The sequence below is a fragment of the Nonomuraea recticatena genome (assembly GCF_039533245.1).
Lineage (GTDB): Bacteria > Actinomycetota > Actinomycetes > Streptosporangiales > Streptosporangiaceae > Nonomuraea > Nonomuraea roseola.
The window spans coordinates 109,532-132,871 of record NZ_BAAATE010000021.1; the positions used below are offsets into that span (position 1 = coordinate 109,532).

The 23,340-nt window shown below is 70.4% G+C and carries 23 protein-coding genes and 1 pseudogene; 11 read left to right on the plus strand and 13 right to left on the minus strand.

Features of this window, described 5'->3' with window-relative positions:
- The first annotated feature begins 86 nt into the window (after positions 1–86).
- On the plus strand, positions 87–788 hold the full coding sequence (locus tag ABFX50_RS32580) for a winged helix-turn-helix transcriptional regulator (protein ID WP_346151769.1): 702 nt from the start codon (positions 87–89) through the stop codon (positions 786–788).
- A 9-nt stretch (positions 789–797) separates the two neighbouring features.
- Here the strand turns inward: ABFX50_RS32580 and ABFX50_RS32585 are convergent, their stop codons facing one another.
- Positions 798–1,172, minus strand: coding sequence for a nitroreductase family deazaflavin-dependent oxidoreductase (locus tag ABFX50_RS32585; RefSeq protein WP_346151771.1), 375 nt, complete (start codon positions 1,170–1,172; stop codon positions 798–800).
- A 141-nt stretch (positions 1,173–1,313) separates the two neighbouring features.
- Here ABFX50_RS32585 and ABFX50_RS32590 point away from each other — a divergent pair, with 141 nt between their 5' ends.
- Positions 1,314–1,964, plus strand: coding sequence for a TetR/AcrR family transcriptional regulator (locus ABFX50_RS32590; protein WP_346151773.1), 651 nt, complete (start codon positions 1,314–1,316; stop codon positions 1,962–1,964).
- A 99-nt stretch (positions 1,965–2,063) separates the two neighbouring features.
- Here ABFX50_RS32590 and ABFX50_RS32595 read toward each other — a convergent pair whose 3' ends face one another.
- A complete protein-coding gene (locus tag ABFX50_RS32595) occupies positions 2,064–5,237 on the minus strand; it encodes an ATP-binding protein (protein WP_346151775.1) in 3,174 nt (1,057 codons plus the stop codon).
- A gap of 200 nt (positions 5,238–5,437) precedes the next feature.
- Between ABFX50_RS32595 and ABFX50_RS32600 the strand changes: the two genes are divergently transcribed.
- Together ABFX50_RS32600 and ABFX50_RS32605 are read left to right on the plus strand one after the other, a co-directional pair.
- A complete protein-coding gene (locus ABFX50_RS32600) occupies positions 5,438–6,583 on the plus strand; it encodes a serine hydrolase domain-containing protein (RefSeq protein ID WP_346151776.1) in 1,146 nt (381 codons plus the stop codon).
- A 72-nt stretch (positions 6,584–6,655) separates the two neighbouring features.
- A complete protein-coding gene (locus ABFX50_RS32605; protein WP_346151778.1) occupies positions 6,656–7,030 on the plus strand; it encodes a YybH family protein in 375 nt (124 codons plus the stop codon).
- Between the two features lie 380 nt (positions 7,031–7,410).
- Here the strand turns inward: ABFX50_RS32605 and ABFX50_RS32610 are convergent, their stop codons facing one another.
- Both ABFX50_RS32610 and ABFX50_RS32615 read right to left on the minus strand, forming a co-directional pair.
- Positions 7,411–7,845, minus strand: a complete 435-nt coding sequence (locus ABFX50_RS32610) for a YdeI/OmpD-associated family protein (protein ID WP_346151780.1) — start codon at positions 7,843–7,845, stop codon at positions 7,411–7,413.
- A 34-nt stretch (positions 7,846–7,879) separates the two neighbouring features.
- Positions 7,880–8,293 carry a VOC family protein gene (locus ABFX50_RS32615; protein WP_346151782.1) on the minus strand — a complete coding sequence of 138 codons (414 nt, stop codon included), beginning with the start codon at positions 8,291–8,293 and terminating at the stop codon, positions 7,880–7,882.
- 126 nt (positions 8,294–8,419) lie between these two features.
- Here ABFX50_RS32615 and ABFX50_RS32620 point away from each other — a divergent pair, with 126 nt between their 5' ends.
- Positions 8,420–9,292, plus strand: coding sequence for a sigma-70 family RNA polymerase sigma factor (locus ABFX50_RS32620; protein ID WP_346151784.1), 873 nt, complete (start codon positions 8,420–8,422; stop codon positions 9,290–9,292).
- 35 nt (positions 9,293–9,327) lie between these two features.
- Positions 9,328–9,798, plus strand: a complete 471-nt coding sequence (locus ABFX50_RS32625) for a VOC family protein (RefSeq protein WP_346151786.1) — start codon at positions 9,328–9,330, stop codon at positions 9,796–9,798.
- A gap of 218 nt (positions 9,799–10,016) precedes the next feature.
- Here the strand turns inward: ABFX50_RS32625 and ABFX50_RS32630 are convergent, their stop codons facing one another.
- The 3 genes from ABFX50_RS32630 to ABFX50_RS32640 all read right to left on the minus strand — a co-directional run bounded on the left by ABFX50_RS32630 (position 10,017) and on the right by ABFX50_RS32640 (position 12,601).
- Positions 10,017–11,327, minus strand: a complete 1,311-nt coding sequence (locus ABFX50_RS32630) for an FAD-binding oxidoreductase (RefSeq protein WP_346151788.1) — start codon at positions 11,325–11,327, stop codon at positions 10,017–10,019.
- Positions 11,328–11,464: 137 nt separating this feature from the next.
- Positions 11,465–11,899, minus strand: coding sequence for a DUF4267 domain-containing protein (locus ABFX50_RS32635; RefSeq protein ID WP_346151790.1), 435 nt, complete (start codon positions 11,897–11,899; stop codon positions 11,465–11,467).
- 60 nt (positions 11,900–11,959) lie between these two features.
- Entirely contained in the window at positions 11,960–12,601 is a 642-nt protein-coding gene (locus ABFX50_RS32640; protein WP_183643354.1) for a hemerythrin domain-containing protein, read from the minus strand.
- Positions 12,602–12,703: 102 nt separating this feature from the next.
- Here ABFX50_RS32640 and ABFX50_RS32645 point away from each other — a divergent pair, with 102 nt between their 5' ends.
- Both ABFX50_RS32645 and ABFX50_RS32650 read left to right on the plus strand, forming a co-directional pair.
- Complete coding sequence (locus ABFX50_RS32645; RefSeq protein ID WP_346151793.1) at positions 12,704–14,407, plus strand: ATP-binding protein; 1,704 nt, start codon at positions 12,704–12,706, stop codon at positions 14,405–14,407.
- Positions 14,362–15,954: an ATP-binding protein gene (locus ABFX50_RS32650; protein ID WP_346151795.1), complete on the plus strand. Its 1,593-nt coding sequence runs from the start codon at positions 14,362–14,364 to the stop codon at positions 15,952–15,954. Before ABFX50_RS32645 ends, ABFX50_RS32650 begins: the two co-directional genes overlap by 46 nt.
- 63 nt (positions 15,955–16,017) lie before the next feature.
- Here the strand turns inward: ABFX50_RS32650 and ABFX50_RS32655 are convergent, their stop codons facing one another.
- The 3 genes from ABFX50_RS32655 to ABFX50_RS32665 form a co-directional block, all read right to left on the minus strand.
- The gene (locus ABFX50_RS32655) at positions 16,018–16,587 is read right to left on the minus strand and encodes a GNAT family N-acetyltransferase (RefSeq protein WP_346151797.1); all 570 of its coding nucleotides are present in this window, start codon (positions 16,585–16,587) and stop codon (positions 16,018–16,020) included.
- Between the two features lie 143 nt (positions 16,588–16,730).
- A complete protein-coding gene (locus ABFX50_RS32660; protein ID WP_346151799.1) occupies positions 16,731–16,931 on the minus strand; it encodes a ferredoxin in 201 nt (66 codons plus the stop codon).
- The gene (locus tag ABFX50_RS32665; RefSeq protein WP_346151801.1) at positions 16,928–18,127 is read right to left on the minus strand and encodes a cytochrome P450; all 1,200 of its coding nucleotides are present in this window, start codon (positions 18,125–18,127) and stop codon (positions 16,928–16,930) included. Before ABFX50_RS32665 ends, ABFX50_RS32660 begins: the two co-directional genes overlap by 4 nt.
- Before the next feature lie 93 nt (positions 18,128–18,220).
- On the opposite strand from ABFX50_RS32665, the gene ABFX50_RS32670 reads away from it, so the two are divergent.
- Positions 18,221–18,817 (plus strand): TetR family transcriptional regulator, encoded by a 597-nt coding sequence (locus tag ABFX50_RS32670; RefSeq protein ID WP_346151803.1) that lies wholly within the window; start codon positions 18,221–18,223, stop codon positions 18,815–18,817.
- A gap of 9 nt (positions 18,818–18,826) precedes the next feature.
- On the opposite strand, the pseudogene ABFX50_RS32675 reads toward ABFX50_RS32670, so the two are convergent.
- From ABFX50_RS32675 to ABFX50_RS32685, 3 genes and pseudogenes are all read right to left on the minus strand, one after another.
- Positions 18,827–19,156 (minus strand): annotated as a pseudogene (locus tag ABFX50_RS32675) (DNA glycosylase AlkZ-like family protein); the annotation flags it as partial.
- Positions 19,157–19,221: 65 nt separating this feature from the next.
- The gene (locus ABFX50_RS32680) at positions 19,222–20,289 is read right to left on the minus strand and encodes a tyrosine-type recombinase/integrase (protein ID WP_346151805.1); all 1,068 of its coding nucleotides are present in this window, start codon (positions 20,287–20,289) and stop codon (positions 19,222–19,224) included.
- 119 nt (positions 20,290–20,408) lie between these two features.
- The gene (locus ABFX50_RS32685) at positions 20,409–21,383 is read right to left on the minus strand and encodes a helix-turn-helix transcriptional regulator (protein ID WP_346151807.1); all 975 of its coding nucleotides are present in this window, start codon (positions 21,381–21,383) and stop codon (positions 20,409–20,411) included.
- Positions 21,384–21,462: 79 nt separating this feature from the next.
- Here ABFX50_RS32685 and ABFX50_RS32690 point away from each other — a divergent pair, with 79 nt between their 5' ends.
- Positions 21,463–22,197, plus strand: a complete 735-nt coding sequence (locus tag ABFX50_RS32690) for an alpha/beta fold hydrolase (RefSeq protein ID WP_346151809.1) — start codon at positions 21,463–21,465, stop codon at positions 22,195–22,197.
- A gap of 104 nt (positions 22,198–22,301) precedes the next feature.
- The gene (locus ABFX50_RS32695) at positions 22,302–23,300 is read left to right on the plus strand and encodes a winged helix DNA-binding domain-containing protein (protein ID WP_346151811.1); all 999 of its coding nucleotides are present in this window, start codon (positions 22,302–22,304) and stop codon (positions 23,298–23,300) included.
- Positions 23,301–23,340 lie beyond the last annotated feature (40 nt).

Sequence of the window (23,340 nt, forward strand, 5' to 3'; positions counted from 1 at the left end):
CGTGCCTCGTCATGACCATACTTCTAAAATCAAAGTAGATGCTACTATTTTCAAAGTTAGCAGGGCCGACTACGGACGTGGTGGCGATGGAGAGCGCGAAGATTCCTGAGGAAACCTCCGAGAACATCGGCGAGAAGGTCGGAAAGCGCACGTACGGGCAGGCGTGTCCCATCGCCCACGCGCTCGACATGGTCGGCGAGCGCTGGGCCCTGCTGGTGGTGCGGGAACTGCGCCTTGGGCCACGCCGCTACGCCGACCTGCAGGCCGCCCTGCCCGGACTGGGCCCCAGTGTGCTCGCGCAGCGGCTACGTGATCTCGAGGCGGTCGGCGTTCTGCGCAGGCGTACGCTGCCACCGCCTGCGGCCAGCAGGACCTACGAGCTGACCGAATGGGGCGCGGAGTTGGAGCCGGTGTTCGCGGCGCTTCGGACCTGGGGCATGCGCTCACCGGTCGTGCCGCTGACCGGCGGGATCAGTGCCGATACCGTACTGCTCGGCCTGCGCGCCTTCTTCGTGCCGCAGCCGGAGGCGTCGTGGACTGCGACCTACCGGATCGCCCTGGGGCGCGACGTCTACCGCGTCGAGGTTGTCGACGGCGAACTGGGCACCGTCGCGCGCGGCCAGGACCCCGGCCCTGCGGACGCGTACATCGAGGGTGACCACCTCATGTTGCAGTCCGTACTGAGCCACGAACGAACACTGGGCTCGGCGATCGATGACGGCGACCTCACGGTGACCGGCGACCTTGAGGCGGTCAGGCGACTGGTCGACGCGGTCCCGCCACGCTGACGGAGAGCGTCAGCCTGTGGCCACGTCCAGACGAAGGAACTCGGTGATGCGAAGCATCCTCGGCGGGCGTGCCACCTCGTCGGCGAGGGCCCGGAACGCCTCGTCCTCCCCGACGAGGCGGGGGGCTGAGAGTTCCACCTCCCTCCCGTCGACCTGGAGCCGCGCACCGCCGGCCGCCAGGACGTTCTGCACCCAGTCCGAGCGCGATCCGTACACGAGAATGAACAGGTAGCCGCCGTCGACAGGATGCGCGTCGAGAGGCGTGCGGTACGTCGCGCCAGAGACGCGGCCGACGTGAGTCAGTACCGGCGACTTCCCGCGGGCGATCGTCAGGGGGTTGAACACCCGCTTGTTCACATGCCCCCACCACAGCGGCATCGGCATCGGGATCTCCCTCTCTCGCCCGGGCAAGGCGCGTTGTCGGTCAGACATCACCCAGAGGACTTACGACCGTAAGATGGCTTACGTCTGTAACGCTCGCTTACAGCCGTAAGGTTGTCAACCCGTCCATACCCTGGAGCTGTCGTGTCGCCACCCCCCCAACCGCTCAGCAGAGGCCTCGTGCTGGAAGCCGCGATCCGGGTCGCGGATCGCGGCGGCGTGGAGGCGATCACGATGCGCCGGGTGGCGCAGGAACTGGGTGTGGAGGCGATGTCGCTCTACCACCACGTACCGAACAAGGACGCGATCCTCGACGGCGTGGTCGACGCGGTGTTCGCGGCGATCGAGCTGCCCAGCGCCGAGTGCGACGACTGGCGCGACGCGATCCGTGCGCGCGCCTCCTCCGCGCGTGCGGTCCTGTCGCAGCACAGCTGGGCGCTCGGCCTCATGGACTCCCGTCGCAACCCTGGTCCTGCGACGCTACGCCACCACGACGCCGTCCTCGGCGTCCTCAGGAAGGCGGGGTTCACGCTGCCGATGGCCGCGCACGCTGTCTCGCTCATCGACAGCTACATCGGCGGGTTCGTCCTCCAGGAGGCGAACCTGCCGATGAAGACGCCGGACGATGTCGGTGAAGTGGCCGGCGGCATCCTCGAGCGGCTGCCGGTGGACGAGCTGCCGTACCTCACAGAGATGATCGTCGACCACGCCCTGCGGCCGGGCTACGACTACACGAGCGAGTTCGGCTACGGCCTGGACCTGATTCTGGATGCGCTCGAAGCTCGCCGGAGGTAGCGTCCAGGAGGGGATGTCGCCGGGGCGGTTGGGGCTGGCCTCCCTTGACCTCACCTGACGGCGCCGCGCCTCGAGCCGCTTCCAACCGCCGGGCACTGTTCACGAGCTCAGCTGCGTCAGCCGGTCGATGGCCTCCTGCCGGGTCATGTCGGCGCCTCGGCGGTAGGCCCTGTCGTAGGCGGTACGGCCGAGGCGTTCCATGACAGCCTCCACGAGCGCGCGTAGTTCGACGTCACCGTGGTCGAAGGCGCCGCGGATGGCATGGCTCAGGCCGAGCGCGGTGGCCGTACCGGCCGGATCGCCCTCCAGGAACAGCAGCCGGGCCAGGAACTGGGCGGCCGATGGGATGTCGTTGTTCGCCTGGGCCGCCTGGAAGGCGCGGGGCAGCAGCACGCGGGCGCGTGCGGCCTCCCCTGCGGTGAGGAGGTTCGCCATCCGGGCGGGGACCAGGTTGTTCTGCATCGCCTCGACCGGGAGGGTGGGCTCGCGGGCGAGCCTGCTCATCCGGTCGAGCTCCTGATCGGCCCGCTCGACCTCGCCGCCGCGGCGATACAGCTCGGCCAGCGCGCCTGCGACCTCGATCTCCAGCATGAGCTGACCGCGGTCCCATGCCGCTCGTTCGGCGGTTTCGATGGCGTGCCCTGCGCCCTTCAGGTCGCCGCCGCGCATGCGTTCGACGGCGAGCGCGAGCCGGGTCAGGACCTCGTCCTGCGAGCGAAGGTGGGTGGCGATCGCGATGCTGCGCTCGTAGGCGGCGACGGCCTTGTCGTGCTCACCGTCGAGGGCGTGGATCTGCGCCATGCCGATCAGCGTCTTGGCGATCCACCATCGGTCGCCCACCTCCTCGAACGCGTGCAGCGCCGCTGCCATCGCGGTCGCGCAGCGCTCGTGGCCGCCTCGCAGGCGCCACCACGCGGCCTCGATCACGAAGGTGCAGGCGATCGCCCAGCGGTCCGATCCGCTCCGCACCTGGGCGATCTCTCGGTCGACCAGCTCGTCCAGCCCGCTCATCGCTCCCGCCACCACCACTATCGTCAGCAGCATCGGGTAGCGCCGCAGCGCGCCGGTGCGCGCGCAGTCGTCGACGAGCGCCTGCAGCCGCACGGGATCGGTGACCGGCCCTCCCGCTCCTGCCACCAGATGGATCGCGGTGAAGGCGGCCCTGGCCTCCGCGGGCAGCGCGTCGCCGAGCTCGAGGACCCTGGCCACGTAGGCGTCGGCCCGGCCGTCGTAGCGCAGCATGACCCAGTACCAGTACAGCGGGCCGAGAATGCGGGCCGCCGCCTCGGCGTCTCCGCCGTCGATGGCCGTCTGCAGGGCGAACAGCACGTTGTCGTACTCGGCCTCGAACAGGCGCAGCGACTCCACCTGCTTGTCCGAGCGCAGCAGTGGCTCGTGTTCGTCGGCCAGGTCGGCGAAGTGCCGCGTGAGCCTTTCCAGGACGGCTTCGCGTTCCCCTGCGAGCCTGAGCTTGCCGTCCGCATGGGTTCGGATGGTTTCCAGCATCCGGTGCCCGTCGCCGGCCCGCTCCACGATGGACTTGTCGACCAGGGAGTCCAGCAGATAGATGACCTCGCCCGTGGGAAGCAGCTCATCCGCACAGACGGCCTCGATCGCGGCGATCCCCGTCCTCGCCGGAAAGATCGACATCCGGCGGGCCAGCATCCGTTCCTGATCGGTGAGGAGGTCCCAGCTCCACTCGATGACCGCGTGGAGGGTCTGCTGCCTGGGCTCGGCTGCCCTGTTGCCGGTGCTGAGCAGCCGGAAGCGGTCGTCGAGCCGCCTGGCCAGCTGATCGACGCTCATGGTACGCAGCCGCGCCGCGGCCAGCTCCAGGGCGAGCGGCAGCCCGTCCAGCCGGCGCACGATGTCCACGACCAGGGCCGCCGTCGGCGCGTCCAGTGCGAAGCCTGGCCGTATACGAAGTTGAGGAGCCTGCGACGATACGGCTGCCGCCCGATCGAGGAACAGCCGCACCGCGGCCGATCCGGCGGCACGATCGGGATCCGCGTGTTCCGGAGGCAGTTCAAGCGGGCCCAGACGGCACAGCGCCTCACCCATGACCTCCAGCGGCCCCCGGCTCGTGGCCAGGATGGTGAGGTACGGCTGACGCTCGAGCAGATGCCGGGCGAACTCCGCGACGGGCTCGGAGATCTGTTCGCAGTTGTCCAGCACCAGCACGCCTTCACCACCGGCGAGCAGGTTGACCACTCGATCCAACGGCGTACCGGAGGCTCGGCCGTCGGCGGTGCCGAGCGTGCCGAGAACCGCCTCGGGCAGCCCGTCCGCCGTGTTCACCCCGGCCAGAGGGACGAGCCAGACCCGGCCGCGACGATGGGCCCGGTGCCGGCCCACCACCTCCACGGCCAGCCGGGTCTTCCCCACCCCGCCGGGACCCACGACGGTGACCAGCCGGGAGGCCTCCAGCAGTCCGGCCAGCAACCTCAGCTCGTCCTCCCGGCCGACGAAGCTGGTCAGCTGGGCAGGCAGGCGTCCAGGCGCCGTCTCAGGCCGAGCCTGCGCCGCCTTGGGGATCTCCAGCTCGCCCCGTAGCACGGCGACGTGCGTCCTGCGCAGTTCCTCGGAGGGGTCGACGCCCAGCTCCTCGGCGAGCGTGCGGCGGACCTCGTCGAACACGGCCAGCGCGTCGGACTGGCGGCCCGCCGCGTGCAGGGCCCGCATCCGCAGCCCGGTCAGCCGTTCGCGCAGCGGATGGTCAGCGGCCGCCGCCTCCACGTCGGCCAGCACCTCGCCATGGTGCCCGAGTCGCAGCTCCGCCTCGAAGCGGTCTTCGGCGGCTCCGAGTCGCAGTTCGTCCAGGCGCGTGCCAGCCGTACCGGCGAAAGGGAGGTTGCGCACATCGGCCAGCGCGTCTCCCCGCCACAGCCCCAGGGCGTCGCGCAGGAGCGCGGCCGCCTGCTCCGCAGCGCCCGCGGCCAGTTCGCGGCCGCCCCGCTTCGCCAGGGCCTCGAACCGGACGGCGTCGACCTCCTCGGCGCCCACGTTCAGGCGGTAGCCGCCGGCCACCGTCTCCACGACCCCCGTTCCGCCCAGCGCCCTGCGCAGCCGATGCACCAGCGCATGCAAGGCGTTGACGTTGCCCCCTGACGAGCCGTCGCCCCACAGGCCGTCGAGAAGCGAATCGACCGAGACCACCTCGCCCCTGGCCAATGCCAACCTGGCCAGAAGCGCGCGGACCCTGACCCCGCCGACCTCGATCGGTGCTCCGTCGCCGGCATAGGCCCGGACAGGCCCGAGCACCTCAATCCGCATGCGCACCAGGCTAACCGGCGAGGAAACCGATCAAGCACCGGTGAGCAGGCACCCGGTCGTGCCCGCCGTCGGGCACGTCCGCCGCCCTGACATCCCGCTTACAGCGAGCCGGTGGCGGGTGGAAGAGCGTCATAAGCCGCCTGTCAGAGCCGCTCGACATCGTGGAGGACGTACGGAAGAAACGTCCGAAAGGCAGTGCAATGGCAGCGTACGAGAAACTGCAGCAGGTGCTCGACTGGGCGGTGGCCGAGGCCGGTGTCCCCGGCATCGTCGCCGACGTCAGGGACGGGGACCGGACCTGGTTCGGCACCGCCGGTGTGGCCGACATCGAGACCGGTGTCCGACGACAGCCGGGGGAGCACGTGCACACCGGCAGCAGCGGCAAGGCCTTCACCGCCGCCACTGTCCTGGCCCTGGAGGCCGAGGGCCTGCTGAGCCTCGACGACACCGTGAACAAGTGGCTGCCCGGCGTGCTGGACGTCAACGGCTATGACGGCGACACGATCACCATCAGGCACCTGCTCAACAACACCAGCGGTCTGTTCATCACCGGCTTGGCGCCGGAGAACTCCCACCGGTACCTCACCCGCCCCGGGTTCATCAAGCATCGCTTCGACGAGTTCACCACCGACGACCTGTTGAGGGTGGCGGTCTCCCAGCCGCCCGTCGGCGAGCCCGGCGAACGCTTCGCGTACTCCAACGGCGGCTTCCACCTCGTCGGGGCGATCATCGAGAAGGTCACGGGCAACAGCTACGCCGAGGAGGTCGAGCGCAGGGTCATCCGGCCGCTCGGCATGACCCACACCTACGTGCGCCCCGCCCAGGACAAGGGATACCCCGAGCCGCACCCGCGGGCGTACTCCACGCTGTTCTTCAAGGACGGCGTCGACCCGGCGGCGATCACCCCCGCGAACTGGGAATCGATGATGGAGGACCCCGGGCTCGCACCCCTCGACGTCACCGAGGCCGGCACCTCAGGTGGCTGGTCGGCCGGCAACGTCGTCTCCACCACCGGCGACATGATCCGGTTCGTGAACGCGATGGCGAGCGGCAGCCTGCTCCCTCCGGCCCAGCACCGCGAGATGTGGACCACGGTCTCCACCGAGGGCGGCCACTGGATGCCGCACGCCCGATACGGCCTCGGCCTGTTCGAGTTCGACAAGGAGGCGACGGGCGGCAGGACGGTGCGCGGTGTGGGCGGCAGCCTCTGGGGATCCTGGTTCCTCGCGGTGGGCACGCCCGACGGCCGGCAGACGGTCGCCGTCCACACCAACACCGAGTGGAAGTCCTGGGACCTCATGTTCAGAATCATCGAAGCGGCGCTCGGCGTCTCCATCGGCTCGTAGGCGCGCTCTCGCCTGTCCTTCGGGGGGCAGGCGAGAGCCGCTGGCCATAGTCATGACGCTTCGCAGCCGCACGTGATCCTCGCCGGCGACCCCGACAGCCCCGCCGCCCGATTCGTCGCGGCCATGAACTCTGGCAACCCCCAGGCCGTCGACCACGTCTACGAGGACGACGCCGTGCTCGTACCGGTCCCCGGACACCCCGTCACCGGCGCCGCGCGCCTGGCCGCCAACCAACACCTGCAGAGCTTCGGGCTCCCCATCGAGGCCCGCCCCCGCCACGTGTACGTCGCCGGCGACATCGCCCTGCTCATCGTGGACTGGTCGATGCGCGGCACCGCCCGCGACGGCAGCACCGTCGACCTGAGCGGCACCGCCACCGACGTCGCCCGCCGCGGCCCCGACGGCCAATGGCGGTACGTCATCGACAACCCCCACGGCACCGCATGACCCGGTCCTAGAAGGCGGCCTCCCGCTGCAACACGACCGGTGAGCCAGGGTTGATGTCACATCCGTTGACGCCGAGGGGCGGAGGCCGGGCTTCAGCAGCAACCGAACGGCCAGTGGCGTTCACGAGCCCGCGGGGAGCGCTGTCGGACAGCTGCCGAACTGGGCATGACCGTCGGCGCCAGGCACCAGCGGCGGGGCGATGAGGCCCGCCGCGGGTCGGTGCAGGTCAGGGTTTCCCTTCAAAGGTGTTGGATGGGCGTGGTGTTCGGGCTGTCGGCGCGGTAGAAGCCCGCAGGAGTGTCGCCAGTCGGCGGGCCAGTTGGCCAGCGCGAGGACGCCCATGATGACGAGGTGGGTCGGCGCGGAGTCTTGTTCTGGGTTCAGCCCCGCAGGGCGGCGATGGCTTTCTCGATACGCCGCCGGCGCGTCTCGGGCTTCTTCGCGCTCTCTATGGCGCGCACGTGCTCACGCTTGCGGCTGTCGGTGAGACGGTCGAAGGCGGTGCGGGCGGCCGGGTCGTCGTCGAGGGCTCGGGCGAAGTCCGTGGGCTCGACGACGACGCGTGGCTCGGTGTTGAGCTCCAGCTCGACCTCGATCTCCTCGCCTGTCGCGACACCCGCGGCCTGCCGGTTGGCGTTACTGAGACCGAGCAGGTGACGGCCGCGCAGGATGGCGATGCGGCTCTTCCAGGAATGCCCGTTGACTGTGATCGTCACTGGCGGTCGCGCGCCCCCGCCGAGCGCCTCCACCACCTCGGGCGGAACTTCCAGCCCCCGCATGGGCTCGGGCGGCTCGACGAGGGTGCGAAACTTCATGATCTACTTCCTACTTCTTGCTTTTCCTCTGCGGCTACTTCGCGGGGGGCTGATCGTTGCCCTGGGCGCTGTGGCCGACGCGCCAGATGTAGCCCTCCAGGTCGGCGAAGGTGCCGCCGTACCCACCCCACGGCAGGGCGTCGGCGGGCTTGAGGATCGTGGCGCCGGCCTGCTCGGCCTCCACCATCACCTCGTCGACGCGCGTCTCACTACTGACCTCGTAGGTGAGGACCAGCCCGCTGAAGCCGCTGCCCTCCGGGCTCGTGCCCATCAGCTTGGCCAGACCTTCGCGGCCGTAAAGGCCGATGGGCGAGGCGCCGTCGGACTCGAAGAACACCGAGATGCCGTAGTCGTTCTTGATCTTCCAGCCGAGCCCGTCGGTGTAGAAACGCTTGGCGGCCTCCATGTCCCGGACGCCGATCAGGGTCGGGATCACGTGCGCTGTCATGTCATGTCTCCTTGTGTACTAAAGGTGTAGGTGCTGCCTGAACCAGCAGGTCGGGCGCCGGATGTCACATCGGCGTGTACTCACCGGTCAATCGGTAATGACCGGCTAGACGGAGGAATGTGACAGATGATCGAGCAGGACTGGCTGAGCGAGCGGTTCGCCGAGCACCACGATCGCTTGCACGCGGTGGCCTATCGGATGCTCGGCTCACCCGGCGAGGCCGAGGACGCGGTGCAGGAGGTGTGGCTGCGGGTCAGCCGCGCCGACACCAGCCAGGTGGAGAACCCGGGAGGGTGGCTGACCACGATCGTCGCCCGGGTCTGCCTGAACATGCTCGACGCTCGCCGGGCCCGGCGAGAGGACGCGGCCGGGGCGCTGCCGCCCGAGCCGGACACACCGCAGCCCACCATCCACCCGAACGGTCAGGCCGGACCCGAGGATGAGGCGATGCTCGCCGATTCGGTCGGTGTCGCGCTGATGGTGGTGCTGGACACGCTGTCTCCCGCCGAACGGCTCGCGTTCGTCCTGCACGACGTCTTCGCCGTGTCATTCGCCGAAATCGGCCCCATCATCGACCGCTCCCCGGCGGCGGCCCGGCAACTGGCCAGCCGAGCCCGGCGCCGGGTGCAAGGAACGGCCGAAGCCTCCGATGCCGCGCAATCGGCCAAGCGGGACATCGTCGAGGCATTCCTCGCCGCGGCCCGAGGGGGGGACTTCACAGCCCTGGTCGAGCTGCTCGATCCGGAAGCCGTGGCCATAGAGATCCGCGGCGCCGAAGCGGTGGCGGCCTTCTTCGCCGGACGGGCTCAGGCCGCCCGGCTCGCGCTGGTCGACGGCGTCCCTGCGGCCGTCTGGTTGCACCGAGGCCAGCCGAAGGCCGTCATCACCTTCACCATCCACGACGAGAAGATCACCCACATCGCCATCGACACCGACCCCGACCGGCTCCACGACCACGACATCGTCCTTCTCGGCACCGGCAACACGGAGCGGCGATGAGCCGGCCTTCCCAACCGGCTCATCGCAGGGCAGGCATGGATCTCAAGCTGGCCTCCTGCACCCTCACCGTCCACGACGTTGACGAGGCGCTCGGCTTCTACCGGGACGTGCTCGGCTTCGCCGTCCGCGAGGACGTCGAGTTCGAGGGGATGCGGTGGGCGAGCGTCGGCCCGCCCTCGCAGCCGGGCATGCAGATCTTCCTCCGGCCGCCCGGCGCGGACCCGGGGGTCTCGCCGGTCGATCGGCAGGCCATCGAGGACCTGGTCGCCAAGGGCCTGCTGAGCCGTCTGATCTTCCAGACCGACAACTGCGACGCCACCTTCGAGTACCTCGAGGCCGCGGACGCCGAAGTGATGCAGGAACCGATCACCCGGCCTGACGGCGTCCGCGACTGCGCCTGCCTCGATCCCTCCGGCACCATGCTGCGGTTCACCCAGCCGCGGCAGAGGGTCCAGCCACTCGGGTCGCGGCAGGCACACGCCGCGACAGACCACCCGGCGACCTGAACGCGGCCACGGACACGAGCCGCCTGTCGTCGGCACCCTCACCCGATCGAGAGTCCGTGACGGCCGGGCTCGTCCAGCGCGGGGTCCAGTAGTAGGGGCTTGAGCCGCAACCGAACGGCCAGTCACGATAAGGAGCCCGGTGGGCACCTCTTGTCGTGACTGGCCGTTCTGATGCGGGTGGCTGGGGGCGGGGCCAGCGTGACCTGCCCGGGACCGATCTATCCGAGCACCGGGTAGTTCGCGCGGAACACGTTGTGCGGGTCACGGGCCCGCTTGATCTCCCGCAGCCGCGCGAGCGCGCTGCCGGAGAAGGACTTCGCCGCCGTGTCACCGGGGGACAGCACGGTGTACGGCTTGCGGCCGCTGATGTAGGCCTCCAGGTCGGCCACGACCTCGGCCTGCTTGGCGCGCGTCGCGTCGGCCGCGTGCGGCAGGCCGAGACCCACCATGCCGAGCAGGTACGGCTCAGCCACCGCGCCGCTCGCACCGGCCCCGTCGCCCGGCTCGGCGAGCGCCCCACCCAGGTGCCTGATCTGCACGTTGATGAGCGGTTCGACCGGCTTGGCCAGCAGGAGCTCCACCGCGTCCGCGTCCAGGCCGGTGAGCAGCTCCGCACGAGCGATGGATGGGGCCGGATCGGTGGGCTCGGCGGCGATGTCACCCAAGTCGGCGACCGGGACGACGCCGCGGCTGTCGGAGATCGCGTCATCGATCTTGTCGATGCGCGCCAGCAGGTCCTGCCCCTGAGCCGCCTCACCCAGATAGGCCAGATCCAGCGTCACCATCGGCGGCGCGCCGGGGGGCTGGAGCCGGTTGATCCAGACACTGAGCTCACGCGGCGCCTCGGCGGTGATCTCCAGGAACGCGTCGTACACCTCCCTGGTCCGGTGCTCCGGCCAGATCACGCGCCCGCCGTACAGGACTGGCGCGGGATACAGCTCGAGTTCGAGGGCGGTCACCACCGCGAAGTCCCCGCCACCGCCGCGCAGCGCCCAGAACAGCTCGGGATCGGACTCGGCGGTCACCCGGCCGGGCTCGCCATCGGCGTCCACGATCTCGATAGCCCGCACGCTGTCGGAGGCCAAGCCGTACTTGCGGCTGAACCAGCCGACACCACCGCCCAGGGTGTAGCCGGTCACGCTGACCCCCGGCGCGCTGCCGGCCAGGCCAGTCAGACCCAGCGGACCGGCCGCCGCCAGCACCTGCCCCCACTTCACGCCCGCGCCCACCCGGACCACGCGCTCCTGTGCGCGTACCTCCACCTCGTTCAGCAGGCCGGTACGCAACAGGATCAGGCCTTCCACATCACCCGAGGCGCCATGCCCGCTCGGCTGCGTGGTCACCGTCATACCCGCCCGCCGCGCGTAACGCACGAGCGCCGCCACATCATCGACATCCGCGGCCTCCACCACGGCCGCCACGGGCTGTCTGACGGTCAGATTCCACGCGGTGGCCGCCTGTTCGAAGCCGTCGTCACCGGCCAGGAGCACGCGCCCCTTGAGGACACCGCGCAGATCGTTGATCGTCATCGTCGTCTCCTTTTTCGAGTTCTCAGAAAGTGCGAAGGAATATTGTGCTGCGACCCGACCGCGTGTTCTGGTCCAGCGCGACCGGCTGCTGGATGGCGGGACGCTTGGAAGAGCTCCGGTCGCCCGGACCGCGTGGTTTACACGATGAGCAGAGCGCGCTGATCGGGCGTCGCCGGAGCGGCCTCGACCTTGCGGGTCTCGCGCATCATCAGCAGGCCGTTGACCACCATCAGCGTCGCGGTCAAGCCGTGGACGCCGAGCGCGGTGGGCACGGAGCCGTGGTGGGCCAGCACGGTGGTCATGTCGCCGTACGCGGCGAGGGCCTCCACCAGCAGCACCCAACCCAGCGCCCGGCGGTGGCCCGTCACCAGCAGGATGCCCATGACCAGGGCCAAGACGACGTCGCGGATTCCCTTGATGATCAGGAAGCCACCGCCGTCGCCGGACGGCCAGCTCGGCAGGCCGAAGCCCGGCGCCACCGTCTCCGGCCTCAGGATGAACTCCGTCCCGAACCAGAGGATGAAGAGGATGAAGGCGGCGGCCAAGACGGTGTTGATCTTCTTCAGTGACATTGTTCTTCTCCTGGCGAGTCTTTGTGAGCTTGGTGGGCTTGGGAGTCGTGTGGGGTCTGGTCAGGCGGCGCGGACGCGGCTGATGTGGCGGGCGTAGCGAGGGCGGCCGATGATGTGCCAGATGCCGCGTACCGGAGCGGGAAGGGCGGACAGGAGCGTGGCGCGCTCGGCCGGGTTCGCGTCCTCCAGGACGAGGCCGAAGAGGGTGAGCAGGGTGAACTTGGGCGTGTTGGCCACCAGGTGGTCGCCCAGGGAGGCCCATTCCTTTTCGGTGATGTGCTCGGCCGCGAGCGGAAGGAGAGTGGCCTCCTCGTCGTCGAGGTGCTCGAGAAGCACGGCCCGGTGGTCGGCGAGGGCGGCCACGAGCGTGTCGCGCTCGTCCGCCCCTGCGGCGGCCTCCCACGCAGGGACCGCGGCGTCCAGCCTGGTCAGCGTGGCCGCGACGCGCTCGTGCTGTGCCTCCATGCGCAGGACGATGTCGGCCTCCAGATCGACCCGGGACAGCAGCGGCGGCCACAGCAGCTCGTCCTCGCCCTCGTGATGGTTCTTCAGTCCCAGCCGGTAGTCGCGGAAGTGGTCGGCGATCACCTTGGCGCGAGCGGTGTCACCCGGGGCGACCGCCGCGACGAGCTCCATCAGCAGCCGTGACTCGCGGCGGAAGGCCCGGTGGACGATCTCCATGTCCTGGGTGTTGACGCTCATCTGTTCCTGCCCTTCATCGGTTGCGACGTGTTCAGGCTGCTCCCGGGTGTTTGGAGGGGATTTGGAGTCGACTTGGAGCCGTCCACGTAAGATGTGCGGGTCATGGTCTTGATCGGGGTGCTGGGAGCGTTCACGGCCGAGGTGAACGGTGAGTCCGTGCACCTCGGCGGGCCGCGCCAGCGGGGCGTGCTGGCGTTGCTGGTGGCGGCGCGTGGGCAGGTCGTGCCGGTCGACCGGATGATCGAGGATCTGTGGCGCGGGGAGCCGCCCGCGCGGGCGCTGATGTCCTTGCAGGCGTATGTGTCCAACCTGCGCCGGCTGCTGGAGCCCGGGCGCCCGCCGCGCACGCCGGCCCGGCTGCTGGTGAGCGCGTCACCCGGTTATGCGCTGCGGCTGCCGCCGGAGTCGGTGGACGCGTGGCGGTTCGAGGACATGCTCGACCAGGCCCGTACGGTCACCGACCCGCGCGTCGCCCAGGCTCGGCTCGCCGAGGCGTTGAGGTTGTGGCAGGGGCCGGCGTTCGCCGAGGTCGCCGACGAGCCGTGGGCCGCCGCCGAGACGGCCCGGCTCAACGAGCTGCGCCTGGTCGCCACCGAGCTGCACGTCGCGGCGGGTCTGCGAATCGGCGACCCCGCCGCGGTGGTTCCCGAGGCCGAGCGGCTCACCCGCGACGAGCCCCTGCGCGAGGAGGGCTGGCGGCTGCACGCCCTGGCGCTGTGGAGCAGCGGCCGCCAAGCCGACGCGCTGGCGACGCTCCGCCGCGCCCGCGGCATCTTCGCCGAGGAGCTCGGGCTCGACCCTGGCCCGGACCTGACGGCGTTGGAGGAGGCGATCCTCGCCCAGCGCACGGACGTCATGCGCGCGTCCGTGCCCCCGCCACCGCCGACCGTCCCGCTGTCGCGGCCGGCTCCGATCATCGAGGCGCCGTTCGTCGGACGCGAGGCACAGCTGTCGGCACTGGTCACGGCCGCCGCCGAGGCCGCCGCCGACGGAGCCCGCATCGCCCTTGTCACCGGCGAGGCCGGGCTCGGCAAGTCGACGCTGCTGGAACACCTGGGCAGACGGCTCGAACGTGACGGGTGGCTGGTCGCCGTCGGCCGCTGCCCCGAGGTCGACAGCGCGCCGCCCGCGTGGGCCTGGACCGAGGCGCTGAGAGCCGTTGCCGCGGCCACGTCCCCTGGCGGGTTCGCCGATGACCTCGCGCCGCTGCTCACCGACACCGGGCAGGCGGACGACGACGCCACCGCGGGACGGTTCCGGCTGCGCCGCGCCGTGTGGAAGTGGCTGGCGGCGGTCGCCGCGCAACGCCCGGTCGCCGTCGTGCTGGACGACCTGCACTGGGCGGACGCCGCCACGCTGGAGCTGCTCGGCGGCGGCCTCGGCATGCGGGCCCCGATCCTGGTCGTCGCCGCGTACCGCGCGGACGAGAGCGGGCACCTCACCGAAACCCTGGCCTCCCTCGCGCGCGCCACGCCCCTCCGCCTGGCGCTGCCGGGGCTGGACGACGAGGCCGTCGCGGAGCTCGTACGGACCGAGTGCGAGGCCGACGAGGAGACCATCGCAGGGATCGCCGCGCGCACCGGCGGCAACCCGTTCTACGTGCGCGAAAGCGCCCGGCTGCTGAACGGAGAGGGCGCGCTGGTCGCCCTCTCCGAGGTCCCGAGGGCGTACGGGACGTCCTCCGCCGTCGGCTCGCGCGGCTGCCCGAAGGCGGCGTGTCCATCCTCCGGCTGGCCGCGGTCGCAGGCCGGGAAAGCTCAGTGGACGTCCTCGTCAAGGCGGCCGACACCGACGAGGACGGCGTGATGGACGCGCTGGACGCGGGCGTCATCGCCGGGCTCCTCGACGAGCCCGGCCCAGGCCTCATCCGCTTCGTCCACGCCCTCGTCAGGGACACGCTCATCGCCGACCTCAGCCGCCTCCGCACAGCGCGCATGCACGCCCGGATCGCAGCCGCTCTTGAAGGCACCGACGACATCGCGGCGCTGGCCCACCACTACGCGCGCGCCGGCTCACCGAAGGCCGTCGGCTACTGCGTCCAGGCCGCCCAGCTTGCCGAGGCCCGCTACGCCCACGACGTGGCGGCCGACCTCCTCAGCGACGCCGTCGCCAACTCGACCGGGCCGGACGAACGGGTCGAACTGCTCGGCAGGCTGCTGCGCGCGCAGATCCGGGCGGGAGCCGTCGGAGCCGCCCGCGAGACACGCCGTGAAGCCGTGGAGTACGCGGAGTCCCTGGGCCGCGACGACCTGATGATCGCCGCATTCACCGCGTGGACAGAGCCGACCCCCTGGCAGGCCCGTACCTACGGCACAGTAGACCGGCCCATCGTCGACCGCCTGAGCCGCTTGTTGAAGCGCGACCTGGCCCCTTCGGTGCGGTGCCGGCTCCTGACGGCGTACGCGGACGAACTGGCCGGCGAGGACGACCCGACCGTTCTGGAGGCAGCGCAGGAGGCACTCGACCTCGCCACCGGACCCCGGCTGCGGGCCGCGGCACTCCAGATCCTGGCCCGAGTCCACGGCGACGCCGAGCTCTGCCGGGAGCTCGTGGAGATCGGCACCGAGCACGACCTGCCGGTCTACCGCGTCACCGGGCTGCTCAACCATGCCAACGTCGCCGCCGCCGCCAACGACCCGGTGACCATGCACCAGGTGATCACCGAGGCCCTGGAGATCGCGCGCACCTACCGAATGCGCGAGGCGATCGCCGTCACCGAGATCACGCTGGCGAGCCTGGCGCTCATCGAAGGCCGATTCGCCGACGCCGAACTCCTCTACCTCAAGGCCGACGAGGGCATGCGGCGCGCCGGATCGGTGCACGCCACGGGCTTTCTCCACCTCGCCCTGGCCATGATCTGGCTGAACGACGGCACGCTCGGTGCGCACCTGGACGACGTGCGCGCCCTCCACGCCACGCTCGGCTCCATGACCTCCGACCTGCTCGCGCTCGCCCTCCACGCCAACGGCCTGGACGCCGAAGCCCGTGAGGTCCGCGCGTCACCCAGCCCGATCCGCCGCGACTTCTTCTTCACCTTCCTCACGACGTTGCGCGCGATGGCCATCGTCGCCTTGAACGACCGCGACGCCGCCGAGGAGATCTACGCGACGCTGCTCCCGCACCGCAACGGCCCCCCGGCGGGCGCCACGAGCCTGTCGGTGGCGCTGCGCCCGGTCGCCTACACCCTCGGCGAACTGGCCGTCCTCCTCGGCCGCACCGACGAGGCCGCCACCCACTTCACCCAAGCCGCCACCATCGCCGACCAATGGAACGCACCCCACTGGGCCGCCGAGGCCCGGTTGCGAACGACCACCCAGCCTCTGCCCACGGCAGGGTCAGGCTCAACGCGATAGCCGACCTTGAGCAGGGCGCCTGAAGTCGCGGGCGGCACGACGACCACGTGCTGCCTGTCGCTGTCAGGTGGTGAATGTGTGCAGGCCGGCGGTGCTCAGGGTCTGCTCCGCGCCGAACTCCTCGAAGGTGCTGACATGGCGGAAGCCGAGGCGGGCGGCGAGCTTGAGGGAGCGCAGGTTGGCTGTCTGGGTCACGACCACGACCGGCTGATCGGGTAGTTCGCCGGCGGCGGCGCGCAACACGGTCGTCGCGGCCTCGAACGCGAGCCCAGCGCCCCACGCGCTGCGCCGCAGCACATAGGACAGTTCCAGCTCCTCGCCGTCCTCGATGACGTGGCCGGGCCGGTCGGCCGACCGGCGCTCGAGGGCCAGTGTTCCGACGAGCCGGTTGGTCGTGATGTCCGCGATGACGAAACTCCCTGGATGGGATGTCAGGCCGGCGGCGCCGACGGCATCGATGTACCACTCGACGTCGCTGCGGGGCTTCGGACCGCCCAGATAGGCCCTGACCTCGGGATCGGTGGCCAGCTCGATGAATCCTTCGCGGTCGATCTCCTGCGCCTTGCGCAGCAGGAGTCGATCCGAGCCGAGTTCCGTCGCGGACAGCGTGGGCGAATGGATCATGGTGACCATCCTGGCGGTGAACCTCCTGGGCGTTCAACCGGACCATCCGCCACCGTTGGCTCCATCGCGCCGGACCCCGCCGTGACCGGGGCCACCACCGCCCGCGTTGAGTGCGGGTTCCCGCGCCCCTGACGAGCACGGCGGCGGAGCCGTCATCGGCCTTCCTGGGCGCGGATGGCCGCGGCGGGGCAGAGCGCCACGGCGTCGCGGACGGCGTCGTGCAGGTCGGGGCGGGGTGTGGGATCGCGAAGCATGACGACGCCGTCCTCCTCGCGCTGGTCGAAGACGTCCGGCGCGGACAGGACGCACTGACCGGCGGCCACGCAGCGGTCCTGGTCGGCGATCACTCTCATGCCTGCTCCCAGGTGACGGGAAGCCGCCGCACCCCATAGGCCAGGGACGCCTCGCGCATGGAGATCTCAGCCGCCGGCACGGCCAGGCGCAGTGCGGGAAACCGCTCGAACAGCATGCGATAGCCGATGCGCATCTCGATCCTCGCCAACTGCTGACCGAGACACTGATGCACGCCGTGGCCGAAGGCCAGGTGGTGCCGGGCTCCATCACGTCCGAGCCGCAGGACGTCGGGGTCGGCGAACCGCGCCGGATCGCGATTGACCGCGGGCAGGCCGATGATCACGGTCTCGCCCGCGCGGATGAGCTGCCCGTCCAGCTCGACGTCCGCCAGGGCGGCACGACTGGGCGAGCCCCGGTGAATGATGGTCAGGTAACGCAGCAGCTCCTCGACCGCGCTGTCGGTCAGTGAGGTGTCGGCGCGGTAGGCGTCGAGCTGCTCGGGGTGGCTCAGGAGGGCGAAGACGCCGAGGGCGAGCATGTTCGCGGTGGTCTCGTGGCCTGCGATCAGCAGCGCCAACCCGATGGTGGTCAGCTCCTCGTCGGTCAGGTCGCTGTCGGTGATCAGCCCGCCCAGCAGGTCGTCGGTGGGGCGCGGACGCTTGCGCCGCACCAGGTCGGCGAAGTAGTCGGTGAGTCGTCCCGCGGCGACCGTGGCCTGTTCCACGGAGGCGTCCAGATCGACGGCCACGGCCGTCTGCTCCTGGAAGAAGGCGTGATCCTCGTAGGGAACGCCGAGCAGCTCGCAGATCACCAGCGAGGGGATCGGCAGAGCGAACGCCTGCACGAGATCGACGGGCGGCCCGGCCTTGGCCATGGCGTCCAGGTGGTCGGCGGTGATCTGGACGATCCGAGGCTCGAGGCGCCTCATCCGCTGAACGGTGAACTGCCCGGTCAGCAGGCGCCGGAACCGCCTGTGCTCCGGATCGTCCATGACGACGAACATGCCGGGCGCCGGCTTGTCGCCGCTCCCGGCCAGGACGTTGCGCCGCGGAAGCGGCGAATGCTTGAGATCCATCCGGACGCTGAAGCGTGGATCGGCCAGGACCCTGCGTGCGGCGTCGTAGCGGGTGACCAGCCAGCCGACGTGGCCGTCCGGGAAGGCCAGCCGGGTGAGGGGCTGGGAGTCACGCAGCCGCGTCAGCTCTTCGGGCGGGTCGAACGGGCAGGCGGGATCACGCCGGGTGGGCAGGGTCACCGGGGTTCCAAGATTCTGATCGGTCACTGACACAGCTCCGTTCAGGAAGTTCTGATAGCTCACCCTATTTTGAGAGTAAACCACCATTTGCTGGTGCGGTACATTTCGACCATGGGCACCAGCGGGCTACGCGAACGCAAGAAGGCCAGGACCAGGGAGGCGATCCTGCGCGAAGCGTTCAGGCTCTTCCGTGAACGCGGCTACAACGCCACCACCATCGACCAGATCGCCGAGGCCGCCGAGATCTCGCCCGCGACCTTCTTCCGCTACTTCCCGACCAAGGAGGACCTGGTCACCTTCGATCGTTTCCCTCCGCTCATCGAGGCTCTCCAGGTCCAGCCGCCCGGTGAACCGGTCGCCGTGCTGCGCGGCGCGTTCCGTACGGCGTTCGCCTCCCTGACCGCCGAGGAGATCGCCGCGGGGCACGCGCGGGAGGTGTTCGCGGCGACCGTCCCCGAGCTGCTGGCCGCCAACCTGCGCAGGAGCCCCGGCCTGCTGCGGGAACTTTCCGAGATCGTCGCGGACAGGGTGGGATGCGGCGCGGACGACCCCCGGATCCGCAACGTCGCCGGCGCCGTCTTCGGGGTCGTGGCGATGGTCTGGCTGCAATGGGCGCAGGACCCCGACATGGACGGGCCCGCCGAGATCGACAGGGCACTCGCCCACCTGGAGTCCGGCCTGAGCCTGTAGGCGTGTCGCTCAGCCGGGAGAGGCGGCGATCTCCACGCGGTGACCGTCGCCGTCGGACAGGAACGCCGCCAGCGCCCGCCCCTGCTCGGCCACGGTGGTGCGGTCGCCTCGTGAGAAGCGGCGCAGCGGAGTGACGGTCACGGCGCCTGCCTTGACGCTCCAGGTCGCGGCGACCCGGCCGTCGACCAGGACAACGCGGGCGCCGGCGACCGACAGGCCGCGATGGGCGTCGTCGATGATCCGGCTGCGGACGTGTTAACCGAGGATCGCGTTGTCGAAGGCCGGCAGGAACCGCACAGGGGCGGGTGTGTAGGGGTCGGGGCGCGGCGCGTCGGGGAGGGGTGTGACCGAGATACGCGCCAAAGGGGCAATGGGGTGATCTTGAAGCCCTGATCTGCTCGGATTTACGTGCGGCGGCGTGCAGCGGGGTCGCGTTCGACGACGTGCCGGGCGACCGAGTCGACGCCGGGGCGGGCGTACCGCTCCAGGGAGCGGACGGAGGCGTGGCGGGAGCGGGCCAGCAGCATCGGGGTCGAGGCGCCCTCCTCGGCGTCGTGTGTAAGAGCGCTGTGCCGGAGCCGGTGCAGGGTCCAGCCGTCCAAGTCCTCAATGTCCTCGGGCGAGGCGAGCGGGTTGGCCAGCAGCCGGGTGTTCTCCTCGAAGATTTCTTCAGCTCGGCGGTAGGAGAGCCGGCCCCGACCGGTCTCCGGGCACACGTCCAGCGTCGGCGTTCCGGCCGGGGCCTTGCGGTCGGTGAGGAACAGCGGGCCGCGGGTGCGGCGGGTGATGAGCCGGAGCAGGAGCTGGGCGGTGCCGGACTGCCAGTGAATCCACTCGGTCGCTCCGCCCTTGGCGGTGATCTTCCCACGCTTGTCCTGCGGGTACAGGTCTTCCACATTGAGGCACAGCACCTCGTCGGCCCGTGCGGCGGACTCGTAGAGCATCTTCCACTGCGTCTTCTCCCGCAGCGCGACGTCGAGGCGCCACAGGGCGGCGATCTGGTTCTCCGCGAGAGCCTTGGTGCGGTCGGGCGGTGCCGGCCGCCGCTCGATGCCGATCGTGGGATCGCCTTCGATCCAGCCTTGGCGCTGCCACCAGCCGATCGCCTTCCGGGCGATGGACAGTTCACGGTTGACGGTGTCGGCGTCCATCTCATCCGCCCGCGCGGCGGCCAGCTCGGCCAAGACTTCCGGCAGCGCCGGGTCGTCGATCGAGGTGATGGGGAAGACGGGCGGTTTCGCGCCTCGTCGGGCGGGCCCGGTCGGCGCGGGTTCTCCGGTGAGCATCCATCCCCACGTCGTGAGGGAGATCCGGTAGATCCGGGCGGAGGACTTCGCGATGCCCGCGCCGGTGAGGTAGCGCTCGACCGCCGCGGTGTACGACGCGGGTGGGGCGGACAGAGATACGACCCGAGCGCGCGGCAACCGAAGTGCGCCCCCGCTCCCGAGATCGGTCACTGGTTCGATCGTCACGCCGTCCCGCCCTTCCGGCACTGCCGCAGTAAATGCGTACACCTCGCCCCGGCGGCCGGAATGGCCCGCCGCAGGTCGCGGTGATCACGGTAGGGGCTCCGCCGCAGTAAATCCGGCATTTACTGCGGTAGTTCTTCCGGTTTCCGCTGGGCGGCTGCGGTGAGCTGGGCGGCCAGATTCTTGAGCGCCTGCCGCAGTTCGTCGGGATGGTGGATGGTGAAGGGCCACTCCAGGGAGGCGAGCATGTGGGCCATGCCGTCCAGCCGTTCTGCCCGTGCGTGCATGAGAACGCCGGTGGGCTGGGCGGTGAGGGTCACCGCTGAGCGAGGCAGCCGGCGAGCGATCTCATCGAGGGGGCCATGGATCGTCACCTCGACCTGCCAGCGGTAGGGCCCCTGAGCGAGGGTCGAGGTCAGGTGGGCGACGGGGTCGAAGCCGTCAGGTGCGGTGAAGCTGTCGGCTCGGGGGTTGACGGAGGTGATGCGGTCGATGCGGAAGGTGCGCAAGCTGTCGCGGAGGTGGTCGTGGCCGACGACGTACCAGCGGCCGGTGTGGAAGACCACGCCGTAGGGGTCGATGTCGCGTTCGGTGTGTTCCTGGCGCCAGGACTGGTGGCTGATGGCGACGGTCGTGTGGGCGCGGGAGGCCTGGGCCAGTGCCAGCAGGACGCCGGTTCCGGGGGCCTGCCCGATTACGGCGTTGGCGGTGAACGACAGGGTCTCCCGCATGGCAGCGAGCGGTTCGCGCAGGGCCTGCGGGAGCACCCGTTCGATCTTGGCCAGGGCACCGGCAGTGGCCGGCGCGGCGGTGCCCATGCCCAGACGGTCTGCGGCGAGCAGGCCAAGAACGACGGCGAGGGCCTCGTCATTGGTGAGGACCAGGGGTGGCATGCGGTAGCCGCGGGCCAGCCGGTAGCCGCCGTAGCGGCCGCGTTCGGCTTCCACGGGGATGCCCAGGTCCCGTAGGTGGGACATGTACCGGCGCACTGTGCGGACGTCGGTGTTCAGGCGGTCGGCCAGCTCCATCCCGGTGAGCCGGGCGTTGGACTGGAGGAGTTCCAGCAGGGTCAGTACACGGGTCAGGGGATGCGACATGGATCACTCGGCATTTCAGGGCGGATTCTGTCCTGTATCGACTTTACGCTCCCCGCAGTACCTACTTCTGGGAGATCACATGGCCACCTTCGTACTCGTTCCCGGCGCCTGGCTCGGGGCGTGGGCCTGGGAAGACACCGCCCGCGCTCTGCAGGAGCGCGGCCACACGGCGCTGCCGCTGACACTGACCGGCCTGGCCGAGCACGCAGACCAGGGCGGACCCCAGACGGACCTGGACACGCACATCGCGGACATCACGGGATTCGTCGAGCGGAACGATCTGCGCGACGTCACGCTGGTCGCCCACAGCTACGCGGCTGCCCCGGTGACCGGGGCAGCCGGACGTCTCGGCGACCGCCTGGAGCGCGTGATCTACGTGGACAGCGCCCCGTTCGCCCCAGGCATGTGCATGCTCGACCTCATGCCACCGCAGGCAGCGGACCAGCTGCGCCAGCAGGTCGACGCTTCCGGCGACGGGTGGCGGCTACCGATGCCGCCCTTTGAGGTCCTGGGCTTGTCCAGCAGCCTCGACGGGCTCGATGAGGGCCAGCGGAACGCTCTGCGCACGCGTGCCACCCCTCAGCCGTTCGGCACTTTCACCCAGCGTCTCGCCGGCCCGGCCGAGCCCGGTCCCGGTGTGGACCGTGTCCTGATCGCCTGCCGTGACTTCACGGGGCTGCTGGATGCCGGGGTGCCGATGCTGGCCTACCTGAACCAGCCGCCGTGGCGGCGCTTCGACCTGCGCACCGGGCACTGGCCGATGCTGTCCGCGCCCGCCGAACTCGCCCGCGTCCTCGACAAGGCCGTCTCCTGACCGCGCCGGCCGAGAGGCACAGCCCGACGCCTGACCACGAGAGCATCCGCAGGCTGCGGGCCTGTGCGCAGGCCCTGGCTGGCGGAGCATGCGAGGCCTCTGCCGTGACGGTCGTCCGACGGGTCTTCGCCATCCAGGCCCAGGACGCCACGGCCGCCGACCTGGGCATCCGGGTACGCGGCCGGGACATCACCGCCCAGGCCATCCGCACGGCATACGAGAAAGAGCGGAGTATCGTCCGCAACTGGTACATGCGCGGCACCCTGCACACCATCCCCAGCGACGACGCCCGCTGGGTGTTGCAGTTGCTGTCCCCGCGGATCCTTGCCGCAACCAGCCGCCGCTACCAGCAGCTGGGCCTGGGCGATGATCTGCGCCAGCGCGCCGACCATCTCATCCGGCGTGCTCTTGCCGCGCACGGCCCACTCACCCGGGCCGAGCTGACCGAGCGCCTTACCACCCTCGGTATTCCGCCGGACGGGCAGGCGCCGTTCTACCTGATCCGCCACGCAGCACTCACCGGCATCCTCTGCCATGGTCCGCAGCGCGCCGGTGAGGGCACGTATGTGTTGCTCGACGACTGGCTGCCCTCCACCGGGCGCTTCCGGTGGGAGGGCGACGATGCTCTCGCCGAGCTGGCCCGCCGGTACCTGACCGCGCACGCCCCCGCCACCTTGGAGGACTTCGCCGCCTGGTCCGGACTGCCGATCACCTGGGCCCGCAGGGCCTGGAAAATGCTGGCGGAATCCGGCGTGATCACCGAGTACGGCGCATTGACCATGCTCGCCGGGCGGGTGAAAGAACTCCCACGCTCGTCTGACACCCCGGACGTTCGCATGCTGCCCGCCTACGACAACTACCTGATCGGCTACCGCACCCGCGAGGCGTCCGTCCCCGCTCTCCACCAGGCCCGCGTCTGGCCAGGAGGCGGCCTCATCCGCCCCACCGTCATCGCCGACGGCCTGGCCATTGCCACCTGGACCCGTGGCCCCGGCTCGCGCTCCATCCAGGTGGATGCGTTCGAACCTGTCCCGCCTCAGATCGAGCAGGGTATCGACATGGAAAAGGAGGCCGTCGTCGGCTTTCTGCGGCCCACCACATAGCCGACCCGCATCCCGATCCGAAAGGGCGGCCGCATAGGCG

Bases quoted from the DNA above. Each gene is read 5' to 3' on its own strand.
- ABFX50_RS32580 (WP_346151769.1), top strand. From the start codon at position 87: ATGGAGAGCGCGAAGATTCCTGAGGAAACCTCCGAGAACATCGGCGAG.
- ABFX50_RS32585 (WP_346151771.1), bottom strand. From the start codon at position 1,172: ATGCCGATGCCGCTGTGGTGGGGGCATGTGAACAAGCGGGTGTTCAAC.
- ABFX50_RS32595 (WP_346151775.1), bottom strand. From the start codon at position 5,237: ATGCGGATTGAGGTGCTCGGGCCTGTCCGGGCCTATGCCGGCGACGGA.
- ABFX50_RS32600 (WP_346151776.1), top strand. From the start codon at position 5,438: ATGGCAGCGTACGAGAAACTGCAGCAGGTGCTCGACTGGGCGGTGGCC.
- ABFX50_RS32610 (WP_346151780.1), bottom strand. From the start codon at position 7,845: ATGAAGTTTCGCACCCTCGTCGAGCCGCCCGAGCCCATGCGGGGGCTG.
- ABFX50_RS32615 (WP_346151782.1), bottom strand. From the start codon at position 8,293: ATGACAGCGCACGTGATCCCGACCCTGATCGGCGTCCGGGACATGGAG.
- ABFX50_RS32620 (WP_346151784.1), top strand. From the start codon at position 8,420: ATGATCGAGCAGGACTGGCTGAGCGAGCGGTTCGCCGAGCACCACGAT.
- ABFX50_RS32625 (WP_346151786.1), top strand. From the start codon at position 9,328: ATGGATCTCAAGCTGGCCTCCTGCACCCTCACCGTCCACGACGTTGAC.
- ABFX50_RS32630 (WP_346151788.1), bottom strand. From the start codon at position 11,327: ATGACGATCAACGATCTGCGCGGTGTCCTCAAGGGGCGCGTGCTCCTG.
- ABFX50_RS32635 (WP_346151790.1), bottom strand. From the start codon at position 11,899: ATGTCACTGAAGAAGATCAACACCGTCTTGGCCGCCGCCTTCATCCTC.
- ABFX50_RS32640 (WP_183643354.1), bottom strand. From the start codon at position 12,601: ATGAGCGTCAACACCCAGGACATGGAGATCGTCCACCGGGCCTTCCGC.
- ABFX50_RS32645 (WP_346151793.1), top strand. From the start codon at position 12,704: ATGGTCTTGATCGGGGTGCTGGGAGCGTTCACGGCCGAGGTGAACGGT.
- ABFX50_RS32655 (WP_346151797.1), bottom strand. From the start codon at position 16,587: ATGGTCACCATGATCCATTCGCCCACGCTGTCCGCGACGGAACTCGGC.
- ABFX50_RS32660 (WP_346151799.1), bottom strand. From the start codon at position 16,931: ATGAGAGTGATCGCCGACCAGGACCGCTGCGTGGCCGCCGGTCAGTGC.
- ABFX50_RS32685 (WP_346151807.1), bottom strand. From the start codon at position 21,383: ATGTCGCATCCCCTGACCCGTGTACTGACCCTGCTGGAACTCCTCCAG.
- ABFX50_RS32690 (WP_346151809.1), top strand. From the start codon at position 21,463: ATGGCCACCTTCGTACTCGTTCCCGGCGCCTGGCTCGGGGCGTGGGCC.